This is a genomic window from Peptoniphilus sp., assembly GCF_034090345.1.
GTDB lineage: Bacteria > Bacillota > Clostridia > Tissierellales > Peptoniphilaceae > Peptoniphilus.
In genome coordinates this window covers 1-21,504 of record NZ_JAXDSS010000052.1, presented here as the reverse complement: position 1 = coordinate 21,504, position 21,504 = coordinate 1, and the positions used below count along the sequence as shown (strand labels likewise).

Annotated in this window: 20 protein-coding genes; all 20 read left to right on the top strand. The window is 30.4% G+C overall.

All coding sequences use genetic code 11. The annotated features are described in order from the left end of the window. Window positions 1–2: 2 nt before the first annotated feature. The 20 genes from SOR77_RS04375 to SOR77_RS04280 all read left to right on the top strand — a co-directional run bounded on the left by SOR77_RS04375 (window position 3) and on the right by SOR77_RS04280 (window position 21,501). A complete protein-coding gene (locus SOR77_RS04375; protein WP_320635963.1) occupies window positions 3–1,226 on the top strand; it encodes a murein hydrolase activator EnvC family protein in 1,224 nt (407 codons plus the stop codon). Window positions 1,227–1,235: 9 nt separating this feature from the next. Next, complete coding sequence (locus SOR77_RS04370; RefSeq protein WP_320635962.1) at window positions 1,236–2,405, top strand: S41 family peptidase; 1,170 nt, start codon at window positions 1,236–1,238, stop codon at window positions 2,403–2,405. Between the two features lie 168 nt (window positions 2,406–2,573). After that, window positions 2,574–3,956 (top strand): bifunctional UDP-N-acetylglucosamine diphosphorylase/glucosamine-1-phosphate N-acetyltransferase GlmU, encoded by a 1,383-nt coding sequence (gene glmU, locus SOR77_RS04365; protein ID WP_320635961.1) that lies wholly within the window; start codon window positions 2,574–2,576, stop codon window positions 3,954–3,956. 2 nt (window positions 3,957–3,958) lie between these two features. Further along, window positions 3,959–4,906, top strand: coding sequence for a ribose-phosphate diphosphokinase (locus SOR77_RS04360; RefSeq protein ID WP_320635960.1), 948 nt, complete (start codon window positions 3,959–3,961; stop codon window positions 4,904–4,906). Window positions 4,907–4,915: 9 nt separating this feature from the next. Next, the gene (pth, locus tag SOR77_RS04355) at window positions 4,916–5,473 is read left to right on the top strand and encodes an aminoacyl-tRNA hydrolase (protein ID WP_320635959.1); all 558 of its coding nucleotides are present in this window, start codon (window positions 4,916–4,918) and stop codon (window positions 5,471–5,473) included. Window positions 5,474–5,527: 54 nt separating this feature from the next. After that, window positions 5,528–8,995, top strand: a complete 3,468-nt coding sequence (gene mfd / locus SOR77_RS04350) for a transcription-repair coupling factor (protein WP_320635958.1) — start codon at window positions 5,528–5,530, stop codon at window positions 8,993–8,995. 25 nt (window positions 8,996–9,020) lie between these two features. Continuing rightward, window positions 9,021–10,175, top strand: a complete 1,155-nt coding sequence (locus SOR77_RS04345; RefSeq protein WP_320635957.1) for a peptidylprolyl isomerase — start codon at window positions 9,021–9,023, stop codon at window positions 10,173–10,175. 43 nt (window positions 10,176–10,218) lie between these two features. Beyond that, window positions 10,219–11,046, top strand: a complete 828-nt coding sequence (locus SOR77_RS04340) for an SAM-dependent methyltransferase (RefSeq protein WP_320635956.1) — start codon at window positions 10,219–10,221, stop codon at window positions 11,044–11,046. Window positions 11,047–11,179: 133 nt separating this feature from the next. Continuing rightward, window positions 11,180–11,464, top strand: a complete 285-nt coding sequence (locus tag SOR77_RS04335) for an HU family DNA-binding protein (protein ID WP_040552346.1) — start codon at window positions 11,180–11,182, stop codon at window positions 11,462–11,464. A 34-nt stretch (window positions 11,465–11,498) separates the two neighbouring features. After that, on the top strand, window positions 11,499–11,741 hold the full coding sequence (locus SOR77_RS04330) for an RNA-binding S4 domain-containing protein (RefSeq protein ID WP_320635955.1): 243 nt from the start codon (window positions 11,499–11,501) through the stop codon (window positions 11,739–11,741). A 51-nt stretch (window positions 11,742–11,792) separates the two neighbouring features. Continuing rightward, on the top strand, window positions 11,793–12,083 hold the full coding sequence (locus SOR77_RS04325) for a septum formation initiator family protein (protein WP_320635954.1): 291 nt from the start codon (window positions 11,793–11,795) through the stop codon (window positions 12,081–12,083). 26 nt (window positions 12,084–12,109) lie between these two features. After that, window positions 12,110–12,499: a S1 RNA-binding domain-containing protein gene (locus SOR77_RS04320; protein ID WP_004821093.1), complete on the top strand. Its 390-nt coding sequence runs from the start codon at window positions 12,110–12,112 to the stop codon at window positions 12,497–12,499. A 31-nt stretch (window positions 12,500–12,530) separates the two neighbouring features. Continuing rightward, a complete protein-coding gene (tilS, locus tag SOR77_RS04315) occupies window positions 12,531–13,832 on the top strand; it encodes a tRNA lysidine(34) synthetase TilS (RefSeq protein ID WP_320635953.1) in 1,302 nt (433 codons plus the stop codon). 1 nt (window position 13,833) lies between these two features. Beyond that, window positions 13,834–14,364, top strand: a complete 531-nt coding sequence (gene hpt / locus SOR77_RS04310; protein WP_320635952.1) for a hypoxanthine phosphoribosyltransferase — start codon at window positions 13,834–13,836, stop codon at window positions 14,362–14,364. Between the two features lie 14 nt (window positions 14,365–14,378). Continuing rightward, the gene (ftsH, locus tag SOR77_RS04305; protein WP_320635951.1) at window positions 14,379–16,268 is read left to right on the top strand and encodes an ATP-dependent zinc metalloprotease FtsH; all 1,890 of its coding nucleotides are present in this window, start codon (window positions 14,379–14,381) and stop codon (window positions 16,266–16,268) included. Window positions 16,269–16,518: 250 nt separating this feature from the next. Then, a complete protein-coding gene (locus SOR77_RS04300; protein ID WP_320635950.1) occupies window positions 16,519–17,151 on the top strand; it encodes a response regulator transcription factor in 633 nt (210 codons plus the stop codon). Between the two features lie 130 nt (window positions 17,152–17,281). After that, the gene (locus SOR77_RS04295) at window positions 17,282–18,265 is read left to right on the top strand and encodes an MFS transporter (protein ID WP_320635949.1); all 984 of its coding nucleotides are present in this window, start codon (window positions 17,282–17,284) and stop codon (window positions 18,263–18,265) included. Between the two features lie 171 nt (window positions 18,266–18,436). Beyond that, window positions 18,437–19,597, top strand: coding sequence for a sensor histidine kinase (locus SOR77_RS04290; RefSeq protein WP_320635948.1), 1,161 nt, complete (start codon window positions 18,437–18,439; stop codon window positions 19,595–19,597). Window positions 19,598–19,682: 85 nt separating this feature from the next. Then, complete coding sequence (locus SOR77_RS04285; protein ID WP_320635947.1) at window positions 19,683–20,534, top strand: AraC family transcriptional regulator; 852 nt, start codon at window positions 19,683–19,685, stop codon at window positions 20,532–20,534. 106 nt (window positions 20,535–20,640) lie between these two features. Further along, window positions 20,641–21,501, top strand: a complete 861-nt coding sequence (locus tag SOR77_RS04280; RefSeq protein ID WP_320635946.1) for an AAA family ATPase — start codon at window positions 20,641–20,643, stop codon at window positions 21,499–21,501. Window positions 21,502–21,504: the final 3 nt, after the last annotated feature.

The window sequence follows — 21,504 nt, the reverse complement described above, 5'->3', positions numbered from 1 at the left end:
TAATGAAAAATATGAGGACATCAGTGGCGATTATATCAGCTACTGTTTTATTAAGTAGTAGTGTATATGCTTCAAGTAGTTCGCTTGAAAAACAAAAGACTAACATACAAAAACAAAAGCAACAGATTTCAGAACAACTTAAAAAAAGCAAAAACAGTATAAATGAAGTTCAAAAGAATGTTAACACTGTGCAAGGCGAAATTATAGAAATAGATAAAAAAATAAGTGGTTTATCAAATGGCATCTATGCTTTAGAAACTGAAATTACAGCTTTAAAAGAGGACATAGATAGAAAGAGCAAAGAGTTAGTGACAGCCCAAGAAGATTTAGAAAAGAGTAAAAGACTATTTACTGAAAGAGTAAGGGCAATGTATATGAATGGAAAAGTCGAATACATTGAAGTAATTTTAAATTCTCGTGACATCGAAGAGTTACTTTTAAATTATGAGATAATTTCCTCTATAGCTGATTCAGACAAAAAATTACTTGATGAAATTTCAGAAAAAATCAATGTGATAACTAATACAAAAAAGATTTTAGAAGATAACAAAGTAAAAATCGAAGCCTCAAAGAGCAAATTAGAGTCTGAAAAAAATCAATATGTTGCAGCCAATCAAAAGAAGCAAGAGTATATGAATAAACTTCAACTGGACGTTCAAGCATATACTAAAGAATATGAAATTGCTGAAAATGAATGGACTAACTTAGATAAAGAAATTCTGAAATTACAAGATGAAATAAAAATTGCAAAACAAAGAGAAGCTTTAGCAGCACAACAGGCGAAAGCCGGAATAAATAGAACCGCAAATTTGAGAAACCTAAATTTAGGACCGAGAAGCGGAGCTAATTTATCTTGGCCAGTTCCGGGATGCTATAGCATTTCATCTCCTTTTGGTTACAGAATTCATCCTATTTTAGGGACTAGTAGATTTCATTCGGGAGTAGACATTCCGGCATCAAGTGGAACGCCAGTAATAGCAGTTAGAAAAGGTACCGTCATAATGGCAAAATTTATGAATGGTTACGGGAATGTTGTAATGGTAGATCATGGAGACATTGTAACCGTATATGCACATAACAGTGCACTAAAAGTTGTGCCAGGGCAAACAGTTAGTACTGGAGATGTAATAGCATTAGTAGGTTCAACAGGTCTATCTACAGGACCGCATTTACACTTTGAAGTAAGGGTCGAAGGGCAACCGGTTAACCCATTAAATTATATATAGGTAGATAAAATGAAAAAATATATAAAAATTTTAGCGTGTATAATATTATTAATAGCTACAAATTTATTTTCCTTTATCTTGGGAATGGGAGGATTCATTAAAGTAGATAAAGATAAATATACACAGATTGCACAATTAGAAGATTTTGTAAAGAAACATTATCTATATGAAGTTACAGATAAACAACTTTTAGAAGGAGAATTAAAAGGTGTTGTATCCGGATTAAATGACCCATATTCAGAATATTATACAAAAGAAGAATATGATAGACTTATGGACTTTACAACAGGAAAATTCTTTGGAATAGGCGTGGTCATAACTAAAGGTGAGGATAATTTAATAACTGTAATTTCGCCAATAAAGGGCTCGCCAGCAGATGTAGCCGGTGTAAAAGCAGGAGATAAAATATTAAAAGTTGCAGACCAAGAATTTAGCGGAGATAAATTACAAGAAGCATCTAACCTTATGAAAGGTAAAAAAGGTACAGAAATAAAAATTACTCTTTTAAGAAAAACCGGTGAAACTGAAGACTTGACTATAAAACGTGATGAAATAAGAGTTGATACAGTAAATTCAGAACTAATCGGCAATATAGGTTATATAGATATATTACAGTTTGATGAGATGACTTCTAAAGATTTTGAAAAGAATTTAAAAGAATTGGAATCTAAAAATGTAGAAGGAATAATTTTAGACTTAAGAGGAAATCCAGGTGGTGTAGTTACATCAGCAGCCGAGATAGCAGATTTACTTTTACCTAAGGGCAATATAGTCTATGCAGAAACTAAAAATGGCAAGAGAGATTTTGAATTCGACTCTGACGAAAATCATTACAGTGCACCTTTAGTGGTGTTGGTTAATGAAGGATCGGCATCTGCGTCAGAGCTTCTAAGCGGAGCTCTTAAAGATTATAAGAGAGCTACCATAGTAGGTAAAAAGACATTTGGTAAGGGAATTGTTCAAACTGCAGTTAGATTTTCAAATGGAGACGGAATAAAACTAACTACATCTGAATACTTTTTACCAAGTGGGAAGTCAATTCATAAATTAGGAGTGGAGCCCGATGTTGAAGTTGAATTAAATAAAGATACTAAGGGGATAGGTCCTAATTTCAAAGATACAGACAATCAATTACAAAAGGCAATTGAAATATTGCAAAGTGAAATAAGTAAAAAATAAGTTTGAAAATCCTTTTAAAATGAAAAATTTTAAGAGGATTTTTTAATTGTAAATTCATAATAATTTTAATAAAAATATTTTAACACTATAAAAAGTAAGTTTTAATGTTGAGTAAACTCCATTTGATATGTATAATAGTTTTAGAAAAATGTAAAGGTGTGGTAAAAAATGAAGGTTTCTGTAATCCTTGCAGCAGGCGAAGGATCAAGAATGAAATCAAAAAAACCTAAGGTAATTCATGAAATACTGGGAGAACCAATGCTTGGATATGTAGTTAAGGCTGCTAGAGAAAGTGATGTCAGTAGAGTAAGCGTTATAGTGGGACATGGCAAAGAAGAAATTGTCAAACGTTTTGAAAATTCTGAATTGATTTTTAGAACTCAACCTATAGGAGAAGATGTTCCTTATGGAACTGGATTTGCAGTTATGCAAGCCATTGAAGATTTTGAGGATGAAGATACAGTACTTATATTAAACGGAGATACACCTCTTGTTAAGGCTGATACTTTAAACGGACTTATGGAGTATCATGAAAGAGGTAATTTTTCATGCACAATTTTAACGGCTGATATGCAAAATCCATTTGGCTATGGAAGAATAGTCAGAAATGAAGATGCACAGATTACAAGGATAGTTGAAGAAAAGGATGCCGGAGGAAAAGAAAAACTTATCAGGGAAATAAACTCCGGGATTTTTGTGTTTAACGGTAGAGAATTAAAGAGTTCTTTAAAAAATCTAAATACGGATAACTCTCAAGGTGAATTATATTTAACAGATGTAGTAAAAGATTTATTCGAAAGTGAAAAGAGAATAGGTGGCTATAAGTTAAAAGATAATACTGAAATTCTTGGGATAAATTCCAGAGATAGCTTGTGTATTGCAAATGAAATTATGCAAACTAGAGTTAATGTGGAGTATATGAAAAAAGGTGTAACAATGATAGATAGTAAATCAATTATCATTGAACCTACAGTTGAGATAGGATGTGACACCAAAATATATCCGGGAGCTATTTTACAAGGTAATACAGTTATTGGAGAAGACTGCACCATTTATGGGAATACAAGAATTATAGATTCTAAAATAGGCAATGAAGTTACTATAGACAATGCACTAATTGAAGAATCTGTTGTTGGAGATGGAACTACAATAGGTCCATTTGCACATTTAAGACCTAAGAGCAATGTGGGTAAAAAAGTTAAAATAGGTAATTTTGTAGAAGTTAAGAATACAAATTTTGGTGACGGCTCTAAAGCTGGCCATCTTGCATATATTGGAGATGCTGATGTGGCAGAAGATGTCAATGTTGGTTGTGGGGTAGTGTTTGTAAATTACGACGGAAAGAATAAATTTAGAAGCAAAATAGACGAAGGAGCTTTTTTAGGGTCTAATTCCAACATAGTTGCACCGGTTCATGTTGAGAAAAATGGCTATATAGCAGCTGGTTCCACAATAACAAAGGATGTTGGCGAAGATCAATTGGCAATAGAGAGAGCAGACAGAAGAGATATTGAAGGTTGGGTAACAAAGAAAGGTTTAAACAGGAGGTAGTTATGTCAGTTTCAGGAGATATTCAAATATTTACAGGTAATTCAAACAAAAAGTTGGTTGAGGATATTTGCAGAGAACTTGGAGTGGAAATGGGAAAATGTGAAGTAAAGACATTTTCTGATGGTGAAATAGCAATAGACATCGCAGAAACAGTTAGAGGAAGAGATGTTTATGTGATTCAATCAACTTCAAATCCTGTAAATAAGAATTTAATGGAAACGTTGATTATGGTAGATGCCCTTAAGAGAGCTTCAGCGGGTCATATAAATGTTGTACTTCCATACTATGGATATGCAAGACAAGACCGTAAAACCAAGGCTCGTGAACCAATTACATCTAAATTAGTGGCAGACCTTTTAACAGTTGCCGGAGCAAATAGGGTAGTTACTATGGACCTACACGCAGGTCAAATTCAAGGTTACTTCAATATTCCTGTTGATCATTTGACAGCAGTCCCAACTCTTGCAAAATATTTTAAAGATATAGTTGAAGGAGAAGACTTTGTAGTAGTTTCTCCTGACTTAGGTGGTGTAACTAGAACAAGAAAGTTTGCCAACCAATTAAATTTACCTATAGCAATTATAGAAAAAAGAAGACCAAAGCCAAATGTATCAGAAGTTATGAATATAATTGGAGATATTGAAGGTAAAAATTGCATTTTGGTTGATGATATAATTGATACGGCAGGAACTATTTGTAAAGCGGCAGAAGCTTTAAAGGCAAAAGGAGCAAAGAAGGTATATGGTTGTGCAACTCATGGGGTACTATCGGGACCGGCAACTGAAAGATTAGAAAGCAGTGTTATGGAGAAATTTATTATCTCTGATACAATCTTCCTGGCTGAAGAAAAGAAAATTGAAAAGATTGATGTAGTATCTGTTGCAAGTTTATTTGCGGCTGCGATAAGAAGAATAAACTCAAATAGTTCAGTAAGTGAAATGTTTGAATAAGGTGATTGTTTGTATATAGTAGCGGGCCTTGGTAATCCGGGCAAGAATTATGAGTACACAAGACACAATGTTGGATTTTTGGCAATTGATAAATTAGCAGAAAAATTCAATGTGAAAGTTAAAAAGATAAAATTTAAAGGACTATATGAAGAAGTTCGAATAAATAATGAAAAAGTAATATTGTTAAAACCTCAAACTTATATGAATAACAGTGGGGAGTCAATTAGAGAAGTTATGAATTTTTACAAAGTTGAACCTGAAAATGTGATTATTTTAGTTGACGATATAGATATAACCCCATATACGCTTAAAATTAAAAAAAGTGGCTCTGCTGGAACACATAACGGTTTGAAGTCAATTATATATCAGGTACAAAGTGATAAGTTTTTGAGAGTGAAGATAGGCGTTGGAAACAACGAACATAAAATAGATTTAGCTGACTATGTGCTTGGGGGATTTAGTAAAGCAGATGGCTCTAAGATAGAAAATGCTATAGAAAGAGCAGCAGACTCGGTTGTAGAAATTATTGAAAATGGAGTAGATGCTGCAATGAATAAGTTTAATTAATCGGGGAGTACTCTTCCCGATTTTACTTGTTATATTAAATTTTAGGAGAAAATATTGTTATTGAAATACGGTTTTAGAAATTTAAGTAATTTTTCAGAAATTCAGAGCAGCATAGAGAGAGGAGAAACCTTACACATTTATGGGGCAACTCCATCAGCAACTTCTCATTTTGCATACGCAATTTTTGAAAATAGACCGTTAGTGATTGTAGCTAACGATGGTTTAAAAGCCAGAAAAATATACGAAGACTTGAACAGTCTTGGTCAAAAAACTGAATACTTTCCTGAAAGAGAAGTGTTTTTATATAATAAATTTTCTAAGTCGACAGAAAATACTTATAGTAGATTAAAAACCATGACAAAGTTGGCAAGTGGAGAAGTAGATTTTTTAGTTTGCACTCTGGGGGCATTGGCAGACAAATATAATCCGGTTGAAATTTTTAAAAATTATTCATTTGAAATAATTCAAGGTAAAAATATAATTGAAAATATCGAAGAAAAGCTAATTCAACTTGGTTATGAGAGATATACACAAGTAGAAGCTCAGGGTCAATTTGCCATCAGGGGAAATATAATTGACATATATTCTGAAAATCCATATAGAATAGAGCTTTTTGATATTGAAGTGGATTCGATAAGAACTTTTGATATATCTACTCAAAGGTCAATTGATACTTTGGAAAATATAAAAATACTTCCAGCTCAAGAAATGATTTTAACTTCAGAGATGAAGGAGTTAGTTATAAAGAAAATAAATTCTGAGTTAAAAAAGATAAAGCTTATAGGTAGAGAAAAGGATAGAATTGAAGAAAAATTTAAACGAGTTATAGAAAAAATTGAGGCAGGAGATATAGGGCCGATAATAGATTTGGTGACCCCTTTTTTAGAAGCTGAACACACCTCAACTGTACTTGATTATTTTTTAGAAAAACCAATTGTTTTGATGGAAGAGCCAAACATATCTTTTGAGCATTTTGAAGCAAGTTCGAGGGACAGCTTGGATAATTTGTCTGAGTTGATTTCAAGAGGAGAGGCTTTAAAAGTGCATGAGAATGTAAAATTTGACGAAGTATTTTTGATTGAAACTTTAAATAGTTCAAATTTGATAACTTTAAACACACTAACTGTTTCTCAAAAACATTTTAAAACTGGAAGACCTTTTAATGTGAAAATAAAATCATCTACAAACTATCGAGGAAAGATAAAATTGTTCATCGATGATTTAAAAGATTATGTTTACAGAGGCAATAAGGTAATAATATTAGCGGGCAGTGAAACTAAAGCTAAAAAACTTGTTACGACTTTGGAAGAATTTGATTTACATTCAAGGTTTGATAAAGATTTTGAAACAGAAATAAAAACTTCTGAAATTATAGTTACAGAGGGAAGCATTCACGAAGGCTTTGAAATAGTAGATTCTAAATACGTCGTTTTAAGTTATTCAGAAATTTATGGCAATTCAAACAAGAAAAAACACAAAAAAGATAAAAATGCAAAGAAAATAAATTTTGATGATTTAAAAGTTGGAGATTATGTAGTACATGAAGCCCATGGTATCGGAAAGTATATGGGCACTGATAGACTTGAAGTACAAGGAACTCAAAAAGACTATGTGATTTTAGAATATCGTGGTGAAGACAAACTATTTATTCCTATAGAAAATTTGGACTCGATCTATAAATATGTTGTTGGAGACGGAGTTAAACCGAAAATAAATAAATTAAACTCTGTTGAATGGAGTCGTACAAAGCAAAAAGTAAGAAAAAACATAGAAGATATGGCAGATGATTTAATAAATTTATATGCTACAAGAGAGAAGATTAAGGGATATAAGTTTAGTGAAGATACTCAGTGGCAAAGTGAGTTTGAAGATGCATTTATATACGAAGAAACAGAAGGACAAATAAGCTCAATAGCAGAGATTAAAAAAGATATGGAGTCTGAAAAGCCAATGGATAGATTGTTGTGCGCCGATGTGGGATATGGAAAGACAGAAGTTGCACTTAGAGCAGCTTTTAAGGCGATTATGGATTCGAAACAAGTTGCATTTTTGGTGCCGACAACTATACTTGCAGAGCAACACTATAATACAATCGTAGAAAGGTTTAGAAATTTTCCGGTGAAGATAGCATTGTTATCGAGATTTAGATCAAGGGCACAGATTAAAAAAGACCTTGAAGATTTAAAGAACGGATTTGTGGATATAGTTGTTGGAACTCATAGATTGTTTTCAGAGGACGTTAAGTTTAAGGACTTGGGGTTATTAATTATAGACGAAGAGCAGAGATTTGGAGTAAGGCACAAAGAAAAGTTAAAGACTTTGAAAGAAAATGTGGACACGTTGACCCTTACAGCAACTCCAATTCCAAGAACATTACAGATGTCTATGATTGGTATAAGGGATATGTCGGTTATAGATGAACCGCCGGAAGAGAGATTTCCAGTTCAAACTTATGTGTTAGAGCACAATCCTCTTATGGTTAGAGAGGCGATTATAAAAGAAATTGAAAGAGGAGGGCAAGTTTTTTATGTAACTAACAGAGTTCAAGAAATGGAACTCAAAATGGCGGAGTTAAAAGACTTAGTTCCTGAGGCGAGTTTTACAATGGCTCATGGTCAGATGAGTGAGAGAGAGCTTGAGAAGACTTTTATAGATTTTATTAAAGGAGAATACGATGTTCTTATAGCGTCTACAATTATTGAAACAGGATTGGACGTTCAAAATGCAAATACAATTATAGTAACTGAAGCCAATCGATTGGGACTATCTCAGTTGTACCAATTGAGAGGTAGAGTAGGTAGGTCAAACAGAATTGCATATGCATATTTCACATATGAAAAAGATGTTTCACTTACTGAAGTTGCAACCAAGAGACTTAAATCTATAAAGGAGTTTACGGAATTTGGAAGTGGATATAAGCTTGCTCTAAAAGATCTTGAAATAAGAGGATCAGGATCCATACTTGGCTCAAGACAATCGGGTCATGTAAATTCAATAGGTTATGATTTATATATAAAATATTTAAAAGAAGCAGTTGCTAAAAAGCGTGGAGAAGAAGTTAAAGAAGTTGAAGATACACAAGTAGATATAAAAGTAAATTCATTCATTCCACACAGCTATATTATGGATAATGAACAAAGACTTGAAATTTACAAAAAAATTGCTATTATTGATAGTGAGACTGAATACCAAGACTTAGTAGATGAGCTGATAGATAGGTATTCAGATGTACCAAAAGAAGTTTCTAATTTAATGGATATTTCCCTTATAAGAAATAAAGCTAGAGAATCAGGTATTACATCAATCACACAAAGCGGAGATAGATATGATTTAAAGCTTAAGAACTTACCTAACTTAGAGTTGATAAACGTGTTGCAAGATATGTTTAGAAATATAACTTTTGACTTGGGAACCTCACCTGGATTTATAGTAAAAGGTTTAAAATATCCACTACAAGATTTGTTGAAAATTGTTGGGATAGTTAAGTTACACAAAATTAACACCAATGTAACGGCTTCTTAGTGTATAATAAATAGAAAAAGAGAGGATGAATGTTTTGAATTTAAAAAATACTATTAATAAAATTGTGTTGGGAGTGGGACTTTCGGCATTACTTATTACAACAGCTTGTGGGACACCTAAAAAAGAAGGAGTTGCCGCTACAGTTAATGGAGTGGATATAACGCAAGAAGAATTTGTAAAGAACTACGCAAGCCAAAGAAATTATTATACTCTTTCAGCAGGAAGTGAAAGTTATTTAACAGAAAAATCACCTCAAGATCCATCAAAAACTATGGACCAAGTTATTAAAGAATCTGTTTTAAATGACTTAATCGATATGGAAATTTTAAAACAAGATGCTGAAAAATTAGGGATTAAAGCAGAAGATTCAGAAATTGACAAGGAATTAAATACTGTTAAAGAGCAAATGGGTGGACAAGAAGCTTTTAACGAACAATTAAAGCAAATGGGTTCAAATGAAGCATATTACAGAGAATACTTCACTAACTTGAACATAATGAAACAATACTACAAAGTAAAAGAAAAAGAATTTAAAGCAAGTGAAGATGAAATTAAAAAATATTATGATGAACATAAAGATGAATACTTTACAGCAGATGCAGCACATATTCTTGTTAAAGATGTAAATGAAGCTAATTTAATCAAGAAGGAGTTATCTAAAGGTGCTGACTTTGCTCAAATTGCAAAAGAAAAATCAACAGATAAAGGTTCAGCTGAAAAAGGCGGAGAGCTTGGAGAATTTTCAAATGGAATGATGGTAAAAGAATTTGAAGATGTTGTTAAAACTATTAAAGTTGGAGAAATATCTGATCCGGTAGAATCTCAATTCGGTTTCCATATTATTAAGCTTAATAGATTTGAAAATAAGAAATTAGAAGAAGTTAAAGAAACTATTGAAAGTGCTGTAACTCAGCAAAAATATAAAGATTATCTTGATAATCTTAAAAAAGAAGCTAAAGTAGAAAAATATATAAATGTAAAAGACGATATTGAAATTCCTGAAGAATTTAAATTACCGGCAGCAACAAAAGCAGAAGACAAGAGTAAAGAAACACCGGCAGATGAAGTTGGAAATTCAACAGTAGAAACAAAAGAAAAAGCTGCAGAAAACAAAGCTTCAAATAAAAAAGAAAATAAGGATGTAAAAAATACTGAAAAGACAGAAGAAAAGAGCAAATAATTAGAAAAGAGGAGGGGTGGCTTTCAGCCACCTTTTTTATAAGATGATAAATATAATAGGACTTGGTGCAACAGACCAATATGGCATCACTTTACAAGCTTTGGAATATATAAAAGATGGCAATCCAAATTATTTGAGGACTGAAAAAGTAGATGCAATTAAAAAATTTATTGAATTAAATATAGAATATAAGACATTTGACTGTCTATACGAAAGTGAAGATACATTTGAAGAAGTTTACGATAAAATCGTAGAAATACTAATTGAAAAATCAAAAGATGGTGATATAAACTATTTTGTACCGGGAACGCCACTTATAGCAGAAAGAACAGTTTTAAAATTAGTTGAAAAGAAAGTTGATATTAATTTAGTGGCTGGAGTGAGCTTTATAGAACATATTTTAAATGCTGTGAAAAGAGATCCGTCGAAAGGATTTATGCTACTTGATGCAGATGATTTCACTACTTTTAATATAAACACTAAGCTTGATATAGCAATAACTCAAGTTTATAACATGAGAACGGCAATAGACTTAAAATTGTCTCTATCTGAAATATACGGGGATGAATACAAAATTTATTTTATAAAAAATGCCGGACTCGAAGATGAAGTTGTGGAATATATATCCATATATGAAATGGACAGAATGGAATATAATCACCAGTGTGTAATCTATATTCCAAAATCAGATATAGTTGGGTTTGGAGATATATTAAATAAATTTAGAAAAGAAGATAAGAGAATAGAGGTAGATGTAAAAAAACTAATTGAAAATTTAAAAAATGATTTAGAGGAATTAGTTGCAGTTGACACAAATGGAGAGAGTTATATATACGATATTTTACAGGAAATTTACAATAAAAATGTCTAAAATTAGGCTTTTTTTATAAATTTAAGTGGAAAGATTAGGTAAGATAGGGTATAATAACGATAGTCTTAGAAGATAAGGTAATTGCACAGCAAAAAATATGGCTGAAACGGCAATTAATAAAGGAGGATTTATAGTGAACAAATCAGAATTAGTAACAAGCATAGCAGAAAAAAGTAATTTAACAAAAAAAGATGCTGAAATGGCTCTTAACGCATTTTTAGAATCAGTACAAGAAGCTCTTACAGATGGAGAAAAAGTACAATTAGTAGGATTCGGAACTTTCGAAGTTAGAGAAAGAAAAGCAAGAGAAGGAAGAAACCCAAGAAATCCTGAAGAAGTTATCAAGATTCCTAAGTCAAATGCTCCTGTATTCAGATCAGGTAAAGCATTAAAAGAAGCGGTAAATAAAAGCAAATAAGCTATTGGGGGCATAAGTAGCTCCCATTTTTAATATGAGATTAGATAAATTTTTAAAAATATCAAGGATTATAGTTAGAAGAACTGTAGCTAAGACAGCAGCTGAAGGTGGTCATATTAAAGTGAATAAGAATGTGGCAAAACCATCAACTGAAGTTAAAGTTGGAGATATAATTGAAATAGAATTTGGCAATTCTACAAGAAGAGTAGAAGTCTTAGAGATAAAAGAGCATGTAAAAAAGGATGAAGCTGATAGTTTGTATAAAATTATTGACTAACTCCTTGAAAAAACTACTTTTGGGTGTGATAATGACTTTGGAGGCTATTTTATGAAAAGAAGAGGAATTCCTAAAATATACATAGCTATCGTGATTATTTCGGCGATTTATGCTGGGCACAATATGAGCACAGCTATGTCTAAAGCTCATGATAAAAATATTCAGTTAGCTGAATACAATAGGGAAATAAAAACTTTAAAGTCAGATATAAAAAATCTTGAAGAAGAAAAAAAATCATCAGGTTCTCTTGAGTTTATTGAAAAAGTTGCAAGAGAAGACCTTGGGATGGTTAAACCTAGAGAGGTAGTTTATATTGATAAGGAAAAAGCCGAGAAAAAATAATAGAAGAACATAGGAGGAATTATTTAATGGCATTAACTGTAGGCCAAATAGTAGAAGGTGTTGTATCAAATGTAATGAAATTTGGTGCGTTTATTAGTTTACCGGAAGAACAAAGCGGATTAGTACATATATCCCAAATATCAGATTCATACGTTGAAAATGTCAGTGACCATTTAGAGAAAGGTCAAACAGTAAAAGTTAAAATACTTTCAATGGAAGATGGCAAAATTGATCTTTCGATAAAACAAGCACTTCCGAAGACCTCTAAACCGGCTGTAGTCGATTTTGAAAAAACTGAAAAAGACTCTTCTTTTGAAGATAAACTTTCAAAGTTTTTAAAAGATTCAAATGAAAAATACGAACAAGCAAGATCAAGACAAAATGCCAAAATGGGAACAGGTAGATCTCGTAGATAATGGCCATCAAAGATGGCCATATTTTTTTGATATGAAATATAATAAATCATTTTATAAAAACTTAAAAAAATATAATATGATAGATGGTGGAGAAGAAGTCATAGTTGCGTGCTCAGGCGGAGCAGACAGCATGTTTTTACTCTACAATTTATTTTTGCTAAGAGAAGAATTCAATATAAAAATTAAAGTTTGTCATGTAAATCATGGGATAAGAGCAACTGCAAAAAGAGATCAAGATTTTGTAAGGGATATTGCTCAAAAATTAGAACTCGAATTTGAAACCATTGATGTTAACATGGATGAATTTGCTAAAGAAAATAAGATGAGTTCAGAAGAAGCAGGAAGATTTTTAAGATATGAGTTCTTTAGAACTTTTAACACAAAAATATTTACGGCTCATAACCAAGATGACCAAGTCGAAACTATTCTGTATAGGATAATTAGGGGAACCGGTTTAGAAGGGTTACAGTCCATAGAGTATGTAAATGGAGATTTATACAGACCAATGCTAAACATTAGTCGTAGGGAAATAGAAGAGTATCTTTTGGAAAATGGAATAGACCATGTAGAAGATGAGACAAACTCAATGGCTATATATAATCGAAATAGATTAAGACTTGAATTAATTCCATACATTGAAGAAAATTTAAATTCTAATTTTAAAGGAGCTCTTTTAAGGCTACAAGATTTAGCGCATAAACAAAATACATATTTTCAAAAAATAGTTGATAGATATTTTTTGAATAATATGAAAGAAGATGTATTAGATATTAAACTTTTGAAAGATGAAGATGAATATTTAATAAGTATCATAATAAGAGAATATCTTAGAAGGTTAAATCTTATCGAGGGTGTTGGGAAAGTACAGATTGAAAATATAGTTGATTTAATAAAGCAAGATTCTGCATCAATTACAGTGCATAAATTAATTTTTGAAATTTCTCAAGGATATTTATTTTTAAAAAAAGAAGTTGAAAAGATTGATGAAACTTTAAAATTTGGAATAAATAAAACTCAATTAGGAACTTTGATTGTTGAAGAAGGCATTAAAAAGGGTAAAAATTCAATTCAATTAGATGCCTCAAAGATTAAAGGGAAGTTGAGAGTTAGAAATAAAAGAGATGGAGATAAATTTACTCCAATAGGAATGAAAGGCTCCAAAAAAATAAAAGATTTTTTAATAGATAATAGAATTCCTAAGTACAAAAGAGATTTTGTACCACTAATAGTTGATGATGAAAATATAATTTGGATTGCTCCATATAGAATGAATGAAAAATACAAGATAGAAAGTATGACTGAAAAGATAATCAGTATAAGCTTGGAGGTATAAATTGGGTAATATAAAAGAAGTGCTAATCAGTGAAGATAAAATACAAAATAGAATTCTTGAATTGGCACAAGCAATAGAAAAGGATTATGATGGCGAAATTTTGATGATAGGGATTCTAAAAGGGTCTACTATTTTCATGGCAGATTTAGTTAGAAAAATTAATAAAAATGTCTATATGGAATTTATGCAAGTTTCAAGCTATGAAGGAACTGAGTCCACAGGGAATGTAAATATCAAAAAAGATGTCGAAATTGAGCTAGTTGGGAAGGATGTTTTGATAGTTGAAGATATTATAGATACAGGAAATACTTTGGGATACCTTATTGAAAATTTAAAAAAAAGAGGTGCAAAGTCTGTTGAAATAGTTACATTGCTTTCAAAACCTGAAAGAAGATTAAAAGAAATAGAGTGTAAATATATAGGATTTGAAATAGAAGATAAATTTGTAGTTGGATTTGGTATGGACTATAATCAAAATTACAGAAATTTACCATACATCGGTATATATGATAACTCTGAAGAAAATATTTAAACAGGAGGTATGTATTGAATAAGAGAATAAGTGGGATATTACTCTATTTGATGTTAATAGGACTTGTTTTATTTGGCTTTAGAATGATAACTCCACCGCAGGAAGTGGTAGATAAAGTTTCCGCAACTAAATTTGTACAAGCACTTGAAAAAAATGAAGTAACAGATATACACTATGATGATTCGAAAGTAACATATAAATTAAAAAATGAAAAAGCATATATTACCTATCTTCCAAGTGAATCGAGAGTAAATATATATGAAAAATATATAGCTCCTAAAGTGAGTACAGGTGATATAAATATTTCACAAGAGCCAATTAAAGTTAAACCGTTTTATGTTGAATGGATACCGACAATATTGATACTTGTAGTGTTTGTAGGTGCTTGGTACTATATGATGAATCATACACAAGGAAGTGGCGGTTCTAAGATGGGGAGCTTTGGCAAAAGTAAAGCTAGAATGATTAAACCGGAAGATAAAAAGGTGGTAACATTCAACGAAGTTGCAGGATTAGTGGAAGAAAAAGAAGAACTATCTGAAATAGTGGATTTCTTAAAAAGTCCTAAAAAATTCGTTGAGATGGGAGCTAGAATTCCAAAAGGGGTACTTATGGTAGGTCCTCCGGGGACCGGTAAAACTTATCTTTCAAGAGCTGTTGCAGGAGAAGCTAAGGTACCTTTCTTTATAATGAGCGGTTCAGACTTCGTAGAAATGTTTGTAGGGGTTGGAGCTAGTCGTGTTAGAGATTTATTTGAATCAGCTAAGAAAAATGCACCTTGCATAATATTTATAGACGAAATAGATGCAGTTGGGAGACGTCGTGGAGCCGGAGTAGGCGGAGGACATGACGAAAGAGAACAGACATTAAACCAACTGTTAGTTGAAATGGATGGTTTCGGAGAAAATGAAGGTGTAATAGTTATGGCGGCTACTAACCGTGCTGACATACTTGACCCGGCGCTAATGAGACCGGGAAGATTTGACAGAACTGTTTATGTTGGAAAGCCTGATGTAAAAGGTAGAGAACAAATACTAGAAATACACTCTAAAAATAAAAAAATTGCAGAAGATGTAAATTTGAAGACCATAGCAAAGAGAACACCGGGATTTACTCCGGCAGATCTTGAAAATTTGATGAATGAAGCAGCTCTTTTAGCAGCTAGAAGAGGCGAAATAAAAATCAGCATGGAAGATGTCGATGAAGCCTCTATAAAAGTTCAAGCAGGTCCAGCTAAAAAATCTAAAGTAGTTACAGAAAAAGAAAGAAAACTTACAGCAGTTCACGAAGCAGGTCATGCAGTTGTATCTGTTTCACTAAAAAATACAGACCCTGTCGATATGATTACAATAATACCTCGTGGAATGGCAGGAGGATTTACTTCATATCTACCAGAAGAAGAATTGACTTTTATGACAAAAGGTCAAATGGAAGATAAAATAGTTACACTACTAGGCGGAAGAGTTGCTGAAGACCTTGTATTAGATGACATTTCCACCGGAGCACATAACGATATTCAAAGGGCAACTCAAATGGCAAGAGATATGGTCACTGAATATGGAATGAGTGAAAAAATAGGTACTATAAATCTTTCAACAGATGAAGGAGAAGTATTTATAGGTCGTGATTTGGGAAGAAGCAGAAATTATTCAGAACAGACAGCATATGCAATTGACCAAGAAGTTAAGAGAATGATTGATGAAGCATATGCTAAATGTAAAGCTATACTTTCTGAAAATATGGACAGACTATTAAAAGTTTCGGATACATTACTTGAAAAAGAAACAATTACAAGAAATGAATTTGAAAAAATAATAAGTGGTGAACAAGAACCGGTTGAAGGAGAAGTCCACATAGAAGAATCAGACTTATCAAAAGAAGCAAAAAAAATAATGGAAGAATAAAAATTTATTTCAAAAACAATCGGTGTAGTTGGTATAAGCTGGCTATGCCGATTTTTATAATTGTTAGCTTTCACAAAGAGCATAAAATTATTAAATTAAAAGACTCCTAAAAAAGCTAGATGCATTAAAAATTTTTATTTTCATAAATTATACTATCTTTTTAAGACTATCTAAAAGTTTAGATTTAAAAGAAATAAATTTATTCTGTATGAAATGGTATAATTAAAAAAAGCCATATGAGGGATATAAAGTGATAAATATTTTAATAGCAGATGATAAAAGTTTAATACGAGATGGAATCTCGATGATATTGAGTTTATATGAAAATATAAACGTAGTTGGAGAGGTTAATAATGGAAAAGAAGTTATAGATTTTGTATCCAAGGTAAATGTAGACTTAATATTAATGGATATTAGAATGCCGGTAATGGATGGAGTAGAGGCAACAAAGATTATCAAAGAAAGATATCCAGACATTAAAGTATTAATACTGACTACTTTTAATGAAGATAAATATATTTTTGAGGGTTTAAAAAATGGAGCTGACGGTTATTTATTAAAAGATATAAATTCAGATAAGTTAGTTAAATCCATAGAAATGGTATATAGTGGAAATGTGTTAATGCAACCTGAAGTTGCAAAAAAGATGGTGGATTTTATTGATAGAGATAGTTTAGAAGAAAATTTTAAGAAGAATAAAAATTTTTCCATTTTAACTAATAGAGAATATGAAATAGCTATTTTAGTTAGTGAAGGGAAATCTAATAAAGAAATAAGTGAGATACTTTTTATAACAGAGGGAACTGTAAAAAATCATATAACCAAAATATTAGATAAATTAGAAATTAGAGATAGAACTCAATTGGCTATACTAATTAAATAAAATTATGACTTTAGTAATGGTTTTTACATAAATATCATTACTTTATTCAGTTTTGATAAACATCTTATATTTTTATAATATTTTTGTAGTTAGCAAGTTTTAGAAATATTATAAGAAAGTAGGTTGTAAATTGAGAGAATTAAAAAGAATTGTGTATTATACATCTTTTTCGAAAATATTTATAAGTATATTTATACCAGTTTATATTCTATCTTTTGAAACAAACATTATACACCTAGGGGGTTTTTATTCGGTATTTAATATATTCGGAGTTTTGTTTAGAAGGATAGTAGGTAAAATAATTGATAATAAGGGAAGAAAAAGCGGAATATTTAGCGGAATTATTTTACATATTATTTCTATGGCGGTTTTTATAAAAGGATATAGTTTTATTAATGTTATTATAGGTACTGTAATTTACAGTATAGGAGAATCTTTTTTACTTGTGAGTTTTGATTCATCAGTAGCTGGTTTAAGTAATGAATTTGACATATCAATTAATTTTGGAATAATTAATGAAACTTTTAGTAAGGGGAGTATAACAGGATGTTTATTAATATTACCTTTATTATTTAAATTTTCATTACAAGAGGGATTAAAATTTATATCTATATTTTTTATTTTCGTAAATTTACTTGCTCTATACAAGGCTAAAAATTATTTCTATGATACATCATTTTTGGAAAATAAGAATGAAATGTGGTTTAAAAGTAAAATTATTAAAAAAAATAATTTTTTTCTGTATATAGGGATTGTATCGTTTGTGACAAGTTTAACTTCTCCTTTATATCTTATCTATTTTAAGGAGAATGTAATTTCAGAAATTAATTCACTAGCATATTTATATTTGCCATCAGCAGTTTTTATGATTTTTCTACCGAGTAAGCTGGGGAAATTTATTAGCAAGGCTAATAAATATGATAGTGCTTTTTATGGAATATTATTTACATCTGTACTGTATATGATGATATCATTAAGTAATTCAGGAATATTTTTTATAAGTATTTTTACTGCTATTTTAATGACAGAGGTATTTTATACTCAAGCTTCCAGCAGTATTTTAATTGAGATAACAGAGTCCCCAAAAATAGGTATAGCTTATGGAAATTATTGACAAGCATTAGGAATTGGAAAGTCAATAGGTCCAATTCTAGGAGTCTATCTATATAGATTTTCAGGTGGTAAATTATCGTTTTTCATAATAGGATTTATCTTATCTATTATAGTTTTTATTTTTTATATAAAGTACAAAAATAATATGTTATTGAGCATTAGGAAGTGAATAATGAAAAAAACATTTAAATATAATTTATATATTAATATTATTTTACACATTATGATAGGAATAGAAGTCATAAATAGAACTAAGGCACACGGACATAATTTAATTTTCTTTTTATCCATTTTCTTATTTTTTTCTATAAATAATTATTTGCGTGTAAATAATTATTTTAAAAATAAAGTTTCTTTAATTGTATCCATTTTAATTTATTTAATACTTGGTAGTTTTATAGTTTGTAAAATAGGTGGATATACAGATATTTTATATTTTATGATTATTTATGAGACAGTTCTGTTTGGAAGTGATAAAGAGGCATTGTATATAACTTTAACTTCATTGATGGTAATTTTTATATCAAGTTTAGTGAGAAAAGTTAATTTGAGCACAAGTTTTATGAAGCTAAATTTTCAAGATTATATATTAGATGTTTCAATGCTTATGATATATTTAATATTTTTTTGTTTACTAGTATATTCTTACAAAATAGTTGTATTTGAAAGATTGAGAATAAAAAATTTAAATATAGAATTGGAAAAGGCATATGAAGAGATTTTGGAAATAAATAAAAGAGTTAAGGAACTTACATTGTTTGAAGAGAGGAATAGAATAGCTGGAGAAATACACGATTTTTTAGGACACAACTTAGTTGCACTTAATATGAATCTAGATGTTGCTAATAAGGTTGTGGATAAAGATATCAATATGTGTAAGGGTTTATTGAAAAAATCTAAATATTTGGCAGAAAAAAGTATGGATAGTTTGAGAGATGCTGTATATGCACTTAATGAAGATGATTTTAAAAGTTTAAAAAATAAGATAAATGAATTGGTGGAAGAAATTAATAGTACAAGGATTTTAGAACTTAATATAGATTATGATGGAGATTTAAATGGAATAGATAGATATAAACAGAGTTTAGTATATAGAATAATAAAGGAATCTATATCGAATAGTATAAAACATGGGCAGTCAAGTAAAATAAATATTTTTATTAGGATAAAAGATGGTATTAGAGTAGAAATTATAGATGATGGAAGAGGGTGTAATTTTATATTTAAAGGAAATGGTTTGAAAGCTATTGAAGATAATGTTAATAAATTAAATGGTAATATAGTTTATAGATCTAAGATAGGTGACGGTTTCCAAATTTTTATAGATTTTTAAAATGAATAATTCCACTATATCTGTACAGAAATTATGAGGATTAAATTTTATGCGCAAGTATACTTTTATTTAAAGGAGAGAATTCATGAATAATATTATTGAATCTTTTAATAGTACAATTAATTATATTGAGACAGTTTTGTGTGAAGAAATTGAAGAAAAGAAAATTTTAAACTTTTCTGGCTATTCATTATCAATGTTTAGTAGAATTTTTTCTATCTTAACAGACATGACTTTATCTGAGTACATTAGATATAGAAAATTAACTAAAGCTGCTATTGACTTAAGAGAAACTAAAATTAAAGTAATAGATATAGCCATAAAATATGGATATGAGTCTTCAAATTCTTTTACAAATGCATTTAAAAGATTTCATGGGATTTCTCCTGTAGAAGTGAGAAGAGGAGCAAATTTTAATATTGTTTCTCGTGTACAGTTATCTGTAAAAGTAAGTGGAGGCAGAGATATGAATATAAGCATACAGAAAAAGAGTGGATTTAAAGTTGCAGGAATAAAATCAAAAAATATTGATACTTCAGAATGTTCAAAATTGTGGGAAAGATTTTATTCTAAATTTAGGTATGATGAATTGTTAAAGCTTGGTAATGGACAGATGTATGGTATGTGTTATGATGTCAAAGACTGTAATAATATTAATTATATGGTTTGTTGTGATGTCAAAGACGTAGATGCTGCTAAGAAGATTGGACTTGACATTGTAGAAGTAGAAGAAAGTGAATATGCAATATTGAGTTTAGAAGGTAAAATACCTGAAAGTATTCACAATGGATGGAAATATGCTATGGAAGTATTTTTTCCACAAAATGGATATATGCATTCAGGAGCTCCAGATTTTGAAGTATATGGAGAGGGTAACATGGATGAAGAAAATTATAAGATGGAGTTATGGATTCCGATTGTTAAAGTAAATAAATAACTATGAAAGAGTCGGGTGAACCGACTTTTTTAATTTACATCATTTGAAAAAAGTATTTTTTAATTTTATAATCGGTATAAGATTTAGTTTTAAGGGAGGGAAAAGTGTGTTGTATTTAAAGGAATTTAAATTTCCTACGATGGAAGATGAAGCATATTTTTTTATGACTTTGAAAAAGACTTGCTATGATACATATTATCCTTTCCAAATTTTTAGAAAAAATAGGCTTACTCGTCTTGATTTTGAACCAATAACTATCTTGTACGGGGGAAATGGATCGGGGAAGTCTACTATTTTGAATATTATATCTGAAAAATTAAGATTAAATAGAGATGCTTTATATAATAGGTCCAATTTTTTTGAAGATTATATTAATCTGTGCCATTATGAATTGGATAATAAGATACCGAAGACAAGTGAAATCATAACTTCTGATGATGTATTTAATTTTATGCTTGATTTGAGAAGTATAAATAATGGAATTTCGTCAAAAAGGGAAGAGCTTTTTGAGGAGTATTTGGAAAATAAATATACTGATTTTCAATTGAGGTCGTTGGACGATTATGAAAAACTGAAAAAAATAAATATGACACGAAAGATATCGCAGTCTCAGTATGTGAGAAATAATCTTATAAATAATACACGAGAGTATTCAAATGGAGAGAGTGCTTTTATGTATTTTCAAAATAGAATAAGGGAGAATGCTCTTTATTTATTGGATGAGCCTGAAAATAGTTTGTCGCCTAAAAGACAACTTGAGTTGATTAAATTTTTAGAGGAAAGCGTCAGATTTTTTGGGTGTCAATTTATAATAGCAACTCATTCTCCATTTATTTTGTCACTTAAGCATGCCAAAATTTATGATTTGGACGGAGATTTTGCAACTTTAAAGGATTGGACAGAACTTGAGAATGTTAGAGTATATTATGATTTTTTCAAGAAATATTCTGACGAATTTGAGGAGTAGTAT